The following is a 10,732-nucleotide window of genomic DNA, read 5'->3' as shown; positions in this document are numbered from 1 at the left end:
TTTTTGTATAATATAATGATATTAGAAATTGTTAAACAATCTACAATTTTAATATAAAAATGGAGTGACTTAATTTGAATTTAGATATTGGCGAAAAAATAAAGGAATTGAGAACTAAAAATAATTTAACTTTAAACGATTTAAGTTCAAGAACCAACTTATCCATTGGCTATTTATCCCAATTGGAAAGAGGCTTAACAAGCGTGGCTATTGACACATTGGACAATATTGCTAAAGCTTTAGGAGTTACAATATACTATTTCCTGAGCAAGCCTAAAAACAAGAAAAATTTTATTCTGAGAAGTTATGAAAGAGAGGTACTGGAGGTAGAAAACAATCGAATCATACAGATTCAATTGACAAACGATATAGAGGGGAAAAATTTACTTCCAAGAATTTTTGAAATACTTCCAAGCAGCAGCGATGAAGAAATAACTTCATATCCGCATATTGGCGAAGAATTTGTATACGTACTGGAGGGAATTTTAACCTTATTGATCGATAAAGAAAGATATGAATTATTTCCCGGAGACAGCGCTCATTACAGCTCAAATCGCGAACATAACTGGACAAATAATACCAACAGAATCGTAAAAATATTGACAGTTCATACCCCAAACCTTTTTAAAAAATAATTATCAAATTAGGAGGTGAATTACTTGACATCAGGTACTATTTTCAATATACAGAAATATTCCATTCACGACGGCCCTGGAATTCGTACTACGGTCTTTTTCAAGGGATGTCCTTTAAAATGCTGGTGGTGCCACAACCCTGAAAGTCAAAACACAAATCATGAAATAATGTTTTTTGAAGAACGATGTACTGTTTGTGGTAAGTGTATTAAAAAATGTCCTCAGAATGCAATTAAAATAAATAACAATTTTCCCGAAATCGATAAATTCAAATGCACTCTATGTGAAAAATGTGTAGATTTTTGTCCAAATAACGCCAGAGAACATGTTGGCAGAAATATTACATCAAACGAGCTTATAAAGGAAATTGTAAAAGATGAAGTTTTTTATGAACAATCCGGTGGAGGCGTTACTTTTTCTGGAGGAGAACCACTTATGCAGGTGGATTTTCTGGATGATATACTCAAAAGATGCAAAGACAGGGGAATTCATACTGCAGTAGATACCAGCGGCTATGCGCCATGGAAAAGTTTTGAAAGAATAGCTTCAAAAGTCGACTTATTCCTATATGACATAAAGATTATGGATAACGAAAAACATAAAAAATATATTGGAGCTGAAAACGATATTATACTCAAAAACATTGAAAATCTTTCCAATATGGGATGTAATATATATCTTCGAATGCCTATAATAAAGGAAATCAACGATGATAATGACCATATAGAAAAAACAATAAAACTACTATCAATCATAAATGTAGAACAGGTAAACCTGCTGCCCTATCACAAGATAGGAATGGATAAATACAGAAGACTAAAAATGAATTACAAATTATCCGGCATGGAGAAACCTTCTGACGAAAGGATGGAGGAAATAAGCCAAAAATTTAAGAAAGCTGGAATAAAAATCAAAATAGGAGGTTGATTGATTATGATGACTGAAAGAGTAAAAAGACTCAGACAAGAAAGTTTGAATGCTGTGCCAAGGATCTCTATGGAAAGAGCTCAAATTGAAAGTGACGTTTATAAAAAGTATGAAGGGAAAGTATCCATACCAGTACTCAGAGCTCTAGTCTTAAAAGAACTAATGAGTAAAAAGAAGCTCTGCATCAATAAAGGCGAATTAATAGTTGGAGAAAGAGGAGAAGCGCCAGCAGCCACTTATACCTATCCTGAACTGTGCTGCCATACCTTAAAGGATTTTGATATAATGAATATACGTGAAAAAATATCTTTTAAGGTAAATGAGGAAGACAAAAAGATTCAAAAGGATACCATAATTCCATATTGGGAAAAAAGATCCATGAGACATAAAATTTTAGACAGCATGACCGATGAATGGAAGGACTGCTATGCTGCAGGAATGTTCACTGAATTTATGGAACAGAGAGGTCCTGGGCATACTGCGGGAGATGACAAAATATATAAAAAGGGATTTCTGGATTTTAAAAATGACATCAATAGAGCCATAAATAATCTCGATTTCTTCAATGATGACGAAGCATTGGACAAGAAAAACCAGCTGGAGGCTATGAGCATAGCTTGTGATGCAATAATGATTCTGGGTCAGCGTTATTCTGAATATGCTGCAAAACTGGCAGAGGAAGAAAAAGATCCCCTGAGGAAACAGGAGCTTCTTGAAATTTCAAAGGTATGTCAGCATGTACCTGCCAATGCCCCCAGGACATTCTGGGAAGCTTTGCAGATGTACTGGTTTGTGCACCTATGTGTTATATCTGAACTGAATCCCTGGGATGCATACAACCCTGGAAGATTGGATCAGCATTTAAATCCATTTTACGAAAAAGGTCTTGAAGAAGGAACCTTGACCAGAGAAAGTGCAAAAGAGCTGCTGGAATGCTTCTGGGTAAAATTCAACAATCAGCCGGCACCTCCAAAAGTGGGTGTAACCTTAAAGGAAAGTGGGACCTACACAGATTTTGCAAATATAAATGTAGGAGGAGTAACAGTAGATGGTAAAAGCGGCGTAAATGATGTAAGTTATCTTTTACTGGATGTAATAGATGAAATGCGACTTCTTCAACCAAGTTCAAACGTTCAGATAAGTAAAAAAAGCCCCCAGAAATTTGTAAAAAGAGCTTGTGAAATTTCCAGAAAAGGCTGGGGACAGCCATCTATGTTCAATGCAGATGCCGTTACCCAGGAACTTGTAAGGGCAGGAAAATCAATAGAAGATGCCAGATGCGGCGGTACAAGCGGTTGTGTTGAGGCAGGTGCCTTCGGTAAAGAAGCATATATTCTTACGGGATATCTGAATCTGCCTAAAATATTTCAGATAACATTAAACAACGGCACTGATATAACTACAGGTAAAAAACTTGGAATAGAAACTGGAGATGTAACCACCTTCAAGACCTACGATGAGTTGTTCAATGCTTTTAAAAAACAGCTTAAATATTTTGTAGATGTAAAAGTCCAGGGAAACAGGGTAATTGAAAAACTATATGCTTCCCTGATGCCCGTACCGTTCCTTTCCATAATAACCAGCGACTGTATTTCAAAGGGTAAGGATTATAATGCAGGAGGAGCCAGATACAATACCAGCTATATTCAGGGCGTTGGAATAGGAACAATTTCAGATAGCTTGATAGCCATAAAATATCAGGTATTTGACAAAAATAATATAACCATGAGTGAGCTTATGAATACAACAAAGGATAATTTTGAAGGTCATGAGGATATATTGAACCTTGTAAAAAATAAGACTCCTAAATACGGCAATGACGATGATTATGCAGATACCGTAATGAAACAGATATTTGATGCCTTCTACAATGAAGTAAATGGCAGAAAGAATGGACGGGGTGGATTCTATAGAATAGATATGCTTCCAACTACATGTCATATTTATTTTGGAGCAGTTATGGGTGCAACTCCAAATGGAAGAAAGGCATATGCTCCAGTTTCAGAAGGTATCTCACCTGAAAAAGGTGCGGACACAAACGGTCCTACAGCAGTAATAAAATCGGCTTCTAAAATGGATCACTTGAGAACCGGCGGAACTCTGTTAAATCAAAAATTCAATCCAAGTGCAGTTGAAGGCGACACAGGCTTAAACAATCTGGCAAGCCTTGTAAGATCTTATTTTACTCTGGATGGACATCACATACAATTCAATGTGATAAGCAGGGAAACACTTTTAGCAGCTCAAAAAAATCCTGACGAGTACAAGGATCTTATTGTACGTGTTGCAGGTTACAGCGATTATTTCAATAATCTTGATAAGGTACTGCAAAATGAAATAATTCAAAGAACAGAACAATCCTTTGATGGGTGTTCCTGCTGCTGATTTGCCACAACAGATTACAGATAGGATATACAAAAAATTTTAATTTACGAGGGAGGAACATTATGAATAAAATAATAGGTTTTATAGGATGTGGAAACATGGGTCAGGCAATGATTGGGGGAATAACTAAAGCAAAACTTGTAGCCCCCAAAAATATAATTGTAGGAGATCTAAATGAAAAAAGTTTGAAAAAAGCAGCTGAGAAATATGGAATCAGAACCACCACGGATAACAATGAAGTAGCTGAAAATGCGGATATTTTGGTATTATCCGTAAAGCCAAATCTATATCCCATAGTTATCAAGGGAATAAAGGACCATGTTAAAGAAAATGTCACAATAGTGACAATTGCCGCAGGTAAAAATATAAAGGGCACAGAAGAAATGTTTGGTCGAAAATTAAAGATTGTCAGGGTTATGCCAAATACACCAGCTCTTGTGGGAGAAGGGATGGCTGCAATATGCCCCAATGACAAAGTGACTAAAGAGGAAACAGAAGAGGTACTTCATATATTTGAGAGCTTTGGAAAAGGAGAAATAGTAAATGAGAAGTTGATGGACGTAGTGACTTCCGTAAGCGGTTCTTCACCTGCTTTTGTATACATGTTTATTGAAGCCATGGCAGATGCTGCTGTACTGGATGGAATGCCAAGAAACCAGTCATATAAATTTGCTGCACAGGCAGTACTCGGTTCTGCAAAAATGGTACTTGATACTGGAGAACACCCTGGCGCTCTAAAAGATATGGTATGTTCCCCTGGCGGAACTACCATAGAAGGAGTAGCTGCGCTTGAAGAAAAAGGATTCAGAAATGCAGTTATTTCAGCAGTGAGAAAGACAACTCAAAAATCAATTGAATTATCCAAGTGATACATTCTCAAAGAATATCAAAGAGGAGTGTAGGTTTTTCAATCTACACTCCTCTTTAATATAAATTTGAACTCGTAAATAAATGCTAATTATTAACCACATTCACAGGTGTTCCCTCCAAGAACTGTCTTAGATTATCTGCCGCAATATTCATGAGTCTCTGCCTTGTTTCTCTAGCAGCCCAGGAAATATGAGGAGTAATTATGCAATTTTCCTCTTTTAAAAGAGGACTGTCTTTTCTTACAGGTTCCTGTGACATAACATCCAGTGCTGCTCCTCTAATTTTTCCACTGTTCAGCCCATCGGCTAAATCCTCATCCACAATCAAAGGTCCACGGGCATTATTTATTATTATGACTCCGTCTTTCATTTTGCTTATGGACTGTCTGTTGATTATTCCTCTGGTGTCATCAGTGAGAGGACAGTGCAAAAAAATAACATCCGACTTCCCAAATACATCCTCCAATGTGCCATATTTCATATTGTCATTCTCCAGATTTTTATTTTGATGCCTGTTATAAGCTATTACCTTCATTCCCATGGATTGAACTATTTTAGAAGTTGCACGACCTATTCTTCCATATCCTATAATTCCAGCCGTTTTATTGTCCAGTTCAATTAATGGTTTTTTCCAGAAACACCATTCCCCTATTCTGTTCCACTCTCCGTTTTTTATGGCCTCATTGTGAATCCACACATGATTCGTCAGTTCCAACAGCAGTGCCACAGCCATCTGAGCCACGGATTGAGTGCTGTAATTAGGAATGTTTGTAACCGTAATACCAAGTTTTCTAGCAGCATCCACATCTACTACATTATATCCCGTAGCCAATATTCCTAAAAATTTTAATTTAGGACAATTTTTAAATACATTTTCAGACAAGGGTGTTTTATTGGTAAAAACAATTTCTGCATCTCCTATTCTTTCAATTATCAAATCATCTCTGCTGCCATCATATACGGTCCTGTCGTAAACAGTCAAATCCCCAAACCTCTTCAAAGGCTCCCAGGTCAAATCCCCCGGATTCAATACATATCCATCTAATACAACAATTTTCACATATACCACTCCTACCAATAATCTTTAACTGTAAGCTGTTCAACTTTCATCATATTTCTATTATATTTTACTTTTTTCATTATACCATATATCTTTACACAGAAAATTTTTTACATAAGATGGATAAACAGATTTCTAAGCATCAGATGGAGTTTTGACTCCACCTGATGCTTAGAAATCGTTATCCAGGGACGTAGCTGCTCTTTACTCCCACTTAGAGAAGTGGAAGTATTAGAGCAGGTAGTCATCGGATAAAATGCTACTTATATTTTTTACATCTTTGGCATTACCTTCATAGTACCTATAATTTCAGGATTTACCATGCCAAAAATCATTGCAACATGGGCAACTATTAAAAATCCACCCACTAAAATAAAGTGAATTTTAAGTCTCTCTTCACTTCTTTTATTTTTAAATATTATACCTAATTCCATAAGTGCTATTGGCAGTAAAAATATTACACCACTTAAATAAAATCCTACTGCAACTACATCCACCCAGGTATGCCATCCGCCTCCGCCCGTAAGCGGTATCACCGCATTTATAAATAAGTAGATAAATATTCCTGTAAAATAGAAGCCATCAAAAATCCCCACAATTTTGTTTAAAGTTCTTATCCAGCCTGATTCAATTCTATTGTATATTATAAAAAATTCCGTAATAGTGAGAGCTTCAGCACATATTACCGGCACAGCCATAAAGATAATCAGATTCCAGGGCTGATTGTCCATAAGCAGGGACATGTAGTGTGTCATATTCATGATTACAACCTCCAATAATTTTTAATATCGATACAAAGAGATTGTATCAAAAAGTTATGGAGATCTTATGAAAATGTATTGGCTTTTTCAGTTTTATGAAAAAAGCCCGCCTTTTTAAAAACAGGCGGACTTTTTTCTCTATATCCTCTTCTCAATCCAGGAGTGAATGTCCTCTATGACAACATCTTTTTCATCTTTTTCATTTAGAATCTCATGATAGCATCCAGGATATATTTTCAGATTTTTATCCTCGGAAGATATATTTTTATAAAACCATTTTGATGCTTCATTTGTCACTATCTGGTCATTGCCTCCATGAAGTATAAGACAAGGATATTTATATTTTTTTACATTATTTTCAATCCAGACCGGACCCTTTACAAAAGCTTCACCCAGGAGTTTGACGTTGCTCTCCTTCAGCACAAGAGGATCCTCGTCATAAGCCTTTACAACTTCCGGATCCCTGCATATTAGATTCGAAAGGATATTTGGTACTTTCTGGAAGGGATTCTTATCAAAATCAATGCTATTTTTGATAGATTTAAAAGCAGGTAGATCTATTACTGCAGCCCCTGAAAGTATTTGCCCATTCAGTTTATCCGGATACTTCATTCCATAACCGGCAGTTATAAATCCTCCCATGCTATGACCAAACATAAATACCGGAATGCCCTCATTTTCCTTTTTGGCCATATTTACAAATAAATCAGCATCATCAAAAAAATACTGGAAATTTTCTACATAACCCCTCTCACCGCCGGATTTACCATGACCTCTATTATCAAATCTATACACATTATAGCCAAAATCATTTAGTTTTTCGGTAAAATAATTATAACGTCCCAGATGTTCGCATAATCCATGAACAACTACCAATACAGCTTTTGGTCTTTCAACCAGGCTTTTTTTATAAAATAATTCAATATCGTCAAAAGTTTTAACTTTTCCACCAACACAATTAGTCATACAAATACCTCCAATAATTTTTTTAAACAAACTCATATTTTCTGAGCAGTACCCATGTATTGACCTCCCAGTGATAAAGAGATATATTGTCAAAGTATTCATTGAAATCACAAGGGTATTTACATACATACTTCCATATATCTTTAAAATTATCCTTTATTTTTTTAGAAACTATTGTACAGTGAAATACTTTATTTTTTCCTTCATTGCTTTTAAATTTCATCCACGGTATTTTCTCCAGTTGAGATATAAGATCATCATGAACTTTTTTTGCCTCAGGTGACATTTCCACGGCCATGTAGATTACATCTTCCCTAAATTTTCCGTAACCTTTCAATTTTATGGGTGTTTTGCGGTTATCTGCGGAAAACCTTTCAAGTACATTCTCCGCCTCCTCAATTTTATCAGTTTCAAAAGGCGCCTTTATTGTAAAATGTGCAGGCAGTTTAGTTCGTTTTTTATTAAATTTGTAACAGACGCTGCTGGTTAGCTTTTCATGAAATTTTAGCACTGCACCTCCTATGGCACACACAATAACATATCTTTCCATTCATTACCATCCCCTATTTCACTCTATATTTAATGCTGTCAATTAATTCAAAATCTTTCTACATCAAAAAACCTATCTGTTCTAAAATATTGTCACAGATAGTTTAACATAATATGGAACAAAAAAGAATATTAATAAAGTATAATCTATTTATTAATATCGAGGAACTCTCATGAGAAGAAAACATTTTTATAATTTTAGATCTCATAAATCCTTAAAATTTAAAATTAAAATAATAGTAATCGGAATAATTGCTGCAGCTGGTGTATATATACTGTTCCCCCATTTCTTCAGAAATACCTATATAGTAACAATCGCCAGTAAACAAGTAAAAAAGCAAAACAGCAGTACTTATTACTTAATTTATACTCAGATGGAAAATGGAGAAACTAGAACATTTAAAAATACAAATAGTCTGCTGGAGCTGAAATTCAATTCTGAAGATATATACGGTGGACTGAGAATTAACAGAAAATATGAAATCAGTGCTTACGGGTTTAGAATACCACTGTTGTCATCTTATGAGAATATCGTAAAAACCAGGGCCATAAAATAAAAGTAGCCTCCTTGGATATATGGTTATATAATTTGCAGAAGGTTCGGTTACCTTTTTCCCATCTATGGATATATTTCCTGAAGAAGGCTTGTCAAATCCAGCTGTCAAATTCAAAAGAGTTGATTTCCCGCAGCCGCTGGGACCTAAAAGGCATATGAATTCTCCTTTTTTATACTTAAATTTACACTGTGAAGTGCTTCAAATCCCTTCTCATTTTTATTTCCATATATTTTGGACACAGAGTTGACTTCTATAAACACTTTTACTCACCTTCCCGTCCAGGAACAATGCCCCATGTTTTTCCTACCCATTTTTCAAAAATAACAATTAATTTATCCAGCAGAAGTCCCAGAATCCCTATAAATATTATTCCTGCCAGCAGCAGATCTGAATTTTTTTGTCAATAAAAGCACTAAAAAATCACTTTATGTAATTTAAGCCAATTCATCACAGCCTTTTTTTATCTTCAAAAATGCCCCATGCAATCGCATTTTTGCATCATTAAACAGTTTATAATCTACATTTTGAATCTCTTCTTCACCAAAATACCTGTTTTCTATATATGCAGTATACCTTATTTCAATCTGTACAGCCTGTACATGATCGATAGAACCGTAGTGAGCTGTAATATATCCTCCTCTGAGCCCCTTTTCATCAACTTTTACATTGAATCCACTGTCTAAGAAAGAAACATATACCATGTTTAAAAAATCTGCGGAACAGGTTTTTCCTTCACGGGTACCAATTATTATATCCGCTCTGGACTGCTCATAAAAACTGTGCAGGTCAAACAGATATACCCTGCCTTTCACTCTTAAAATTTTATTTATTTCCTCATAAAGACTTAGATGATAGGGTTTGTATATTTTTTCTATCCTATCCTCTATGGTACTTTTATCAAGCTCTCTGTTGTAAATTTTTCTATTAAATGTGGTATTGTAATAAATAAGAGATTTTGTATATTCATCATGTATGTATTTATTTTTAATATCCCTGTTTACATCTACTACATATCTGCTGTAATTAGCTGAAACAGAGTTTATATCCAATTCTCCTAGAAAATCATACAGTTCATTTAAAAACCAGTCGTTATTGGCAAGTATTACACTCTTTTTCATGTTTTTTTTCATTTCCGAAGTTATGCTGCTTGAGCTGTGAGGTATACTGGCTATAATACTGCAGGGATTATCAACATCTTTTATTGTAACTGAATTCACCATATATCTCCTCCCGTAAATAATTATAATACAATATATCACATTATTTCAACAAATACATTAAAGACTCTAGAACACGCCTTCCAGCTAAACCATTTCGCTTTTTTCTTTAAGTTTTAAATACATCTTCTCCTGCTGCTTCGTGGTAAATTGAAAATAAATTTCTGTATTTGAAACAGATTTATGCCCAAGCCACCATTGGAGCTCTTTGATATCCATATCTGATTCAGCCAGGTGGACAGCTGTAGTATGTTTAATGGAGTGGAAATGACATTTAGAACTATCATCTATATGAGCAATACTGCAGTATTTTTTTGTCAAATAATCAAGGGTATGCCTGGAAATAGGATTTCCCTTCTGACTTTTAAATATACTTTCAGAACTATTTCTTATATTATACTTTCTTATATATTTATCCAATGCAAATTTTGCATTGGAATCCAAACGTATTGTGTTGTTTCTGCTTCCTTTCAGTCTTTTACAATAAAGTTCTCCTTTTGACATATTATAATCATCCAATTTTATCATCGCTATTTCAGATGCACGCAGTCCGCATCTATAGGCTACCCTGAAAATTGCCAGATCCCTGCAAGAATGTTTACTTCTAGAATTTTCAATTGCAATAAAAATCTTTTTCATCTCTTGCTGTGTAAAGTATTTTATTTTTCTATTAACTTGTTTTCTCATAAATACCTCCATATGGATAATGCTACATAATAAATATTTTGTTGAATTTATTATATCATAAATTCTCCAAAAATGTATTTTTTATTGATATATATGTAGAAAAATAGTATAGTAGAAAC

The 10,732-nt window shown here is 34.7% G+C and carries 12 protein-coding genes; 5 read left to right on the top strand and 7 right to left on the bottom strand.

Translation table 11 applies throughout. From position 1 onward, the window contains the following. Positions 1-74 precede the first annotated feature (74 nt). From J5G60_RS12900 to proC, 4 genes are all read left to right on the top strand, one after another. Positions 75-635, top strand: coding sequence for a helix-turn-helix domain-containing protein (locus tag J5G60_RS12900; RefSeq protein ID WP_150358558.1), 561 nt, complete (start codon positions 75-77; stop codon positions 633-635). 24 nt (positions 636-659) lie between these two features. Then, positions 660-1,562 (top strand): trans-4-hydroxy-L-proline dehydratase activase, encoded by a 903-nt coding sequence (locus tag J5G60_RS12895; protein ID WP_150358559.1) that lies wholly within the window; start codon positions 660-662, stop codon positions 1,560-1,562. A gap of 6 nt (positions 1,563-1,568) precedes the next feature. Then, positions 1,569-3,947, top strand: coding sequence for a trans-4-hydroxy-L-proline dehydratase (gene hypD / locus J5G60_RS12890; RefSeq protein WP_150358560.1), 2,379 nt, complete (start codon positions 1,569-1,571; stop codon positions 3,945-3,947). Between the two features lie 62 nt (positions 3,948-4,009). Further along, entirely contained in the window at positions 4,010-4,816 is an 807-nt protein-coding gene (gene proC / locus J5G60_RS12885; protein ID WP_150358561.1) for a pyrroline-5-carboxylate reductase, read from the top strand. A gap of 85 nt (positions 4,817-4,901) precedes the next feature. Here proC and J5G60_RS12880 read toward each other — a convergent pair whose 3' ends face one another. The 4 genes from J5G60_RS12880 to J5G60_RS12865 form a co-directional block, all read right to left on the bottom strand. Further along, positions 4,902-5,876 (bottom strand): D-2-hydroxyacid dehydrogenase, encoded by a 975-nt coding sequence (locus tag J5G60_RS12880; RefSeq protein ID WP_150358562.1) that lies wholly within the window; start codon positions 5,874-5,876, stop codon positions 4,902-4,904. A 272-nt stretch (positions 5,877-6,148) separates the two neighbouring features. Beyond that, the gene (locus J5G60_RS12875) at positions 6,149-6,637 is read right to left on the bottom strand and encodes a DUF6803 family protein (protein WP_150358563.1); all 489 of its coding nucleotides are present in this window, start codon (positions 6,635-6,637) and stop codon (positions 6,149-6,151) included. A 138-nt stretch (positions 6,638-6,775) separates the two neighbouring features. Continuing rightward, complete coding sequence (locus J5G60_RS12870; RefSeq protein ID WP_150358564.1) at positions 6,776-7,603, bottom strand: alpha/beta hydrolase; 828 nt, start codon at positions 7,601-7,603, stop codon at positions 6,776-6,778. A gap of 22 nt (positions 7,604-7,625) precedes the next feature. Next, positions 7,626-8,153: a 2'-5' RNA ligase family protein gene (locus J5G60_RS12865; RefSeq protein WP_150358565.1), complete on the bottom strand. Its 528-nt coding sequence runs from the start codon at positions 8,151-8,153 to the stop codon at positions 7,626-7,628. A gap of 172 nt (positions 8,154-8,325) precedes the next feature. On the opposite strand from J5G60_RS12865, the gene J5G60_RS12860 reads away from it, so the two are divergent. Further along, positions 8,326-8,709 carry a DUF1523 domain-containing protein gene (locus J5G60_RS12860; RefSeq protein WP_150358566.1) on the top strand — a complete coding sequence of 128 codons (384 nt, stop codon included), beginning with the start codon at positions 8,326-8,328 and terminating at the stop codon, positions 8,707-8,709. Here the strand turns inward: J5G60_RS12860 and J5G60_RS12855 are convergent. The 3 genes from J5G60_RS12855 to J5G60_RS12845 all read right to left on the bottom strand — a co-directional run bounded on the left by J5G60_RS12855 (position 8,668) and on the right by J5G60_RS12845 (position 10,613). Then, positions 8,668-8,865, bottom strand: coding sequence for an ATP-binding cassette domain-containing protein (locus J5G60_RS12855; RefSeq protein ID WP_229981421.1), 198 nt, complete (start codon positions 8,863-8,865; stop codon positions 8,668-8,670). The two genes, J5G60_RS12860 and J5G60_RS12855, sit on opposite strands and share 42 nt — an antisense overlap. A 278-nt stretch (positions 8,866-9,143) precedes the next feature. Further along, positions 9,144-9,929 (bottom strand): N-formylglutamate amidohydrolase, encoded by a 786-nt coding sequence (locus J5G60_RS12850; RefSeq protein ID WP_150358567.1) that lies wholly within the window; start codon positions 9,927-9,929, stop codon positions 9,144-9,146. An 84-nt stretch (positions 9,930-10,013) separates the two neighbouring features. Beyond that, entirely contained in the window at positions 10,014-10,613 is a 600-nt protein-coding gene (locus J5G60_RS12845) for a tyrosine-type recombinase/integrase (RefSeq protein WP_150358568.1), read from the bottom strand. Positions 10,614-10,732 lie beyond the last annotated feature (119 nt).

Origin of the sequence: Clostridium sp. HV4-5-A1G (assembly GCF_900184915.1) — a bacterium.
Classification (GTDB): Bacteria; Bacillota; Clostridia; order Clostridiales; family Clostridiaceae; genus Clostridium_B; species Clostridium_B aromativorans.
This window is presented reverse-complemented; position numbering and strand designations above follow the sequence as displayed.

Excerpts from the sequence above, each read along its gene's own strand:
- hypD (WP_150358560.1), top strand. The coding sequence starts at position 1,569 with ATGATGACTGAAAGAGTAAAAAGACTCAGACAAGAAAGTTTGAATGCT.
- proC (WP_150358561.1), top strand. The coding sequence starts at position 4,010 with ATGAATAAAATAATAGGTTTTATAGGATGTGGAAACATGGGTCAGGCA.
- J5G60_RS12875 (WP_150358563.1), bottom strand. The coding sequence starts at position 6,637 with ATGAATATGACACACTACATGTCCCTGCTTATGGACAATCAGCCCTGG.
- J5G60_RS12870 (WP_150358564.1), bottom strand. The coding sequence starts at position 7,603 with ATGACTAATTGTGTTGGTGGAAAAGTTAAAACTTTTGACGATATTGAA.
- J5G60_RS12865 (WP_150358565.1), bottom strand. The coding sequence starts at position 8,153 with ATGGAAAGATATGTTATTGTGTGTGCCATAGGAGGTGCAGTGCTAAAA.
- J5G60_RS12860 (WP_150358566.1), top strand. The coding sequence starts at position 8,326 with ATGAGAAGAAAACATTTTTATAATTTTAGATCTCATAAATCCTTAAAA.
- J5G60_RS12850 (WP_150358567.1), bottom strand. The coding sequence starts at position 9,929 with ATGGTGAATTCAGTTACAATAAAAGATGTTGATAATCCCTGCAGTATT.
- J5G60_RS12845 (WP_150358568.1), bottom strand. The coding sequence starts at position 10,613 with ATGAGAAAACAAGTTAATAGAAAAATAAAATACTTTACACAGCAAGAG.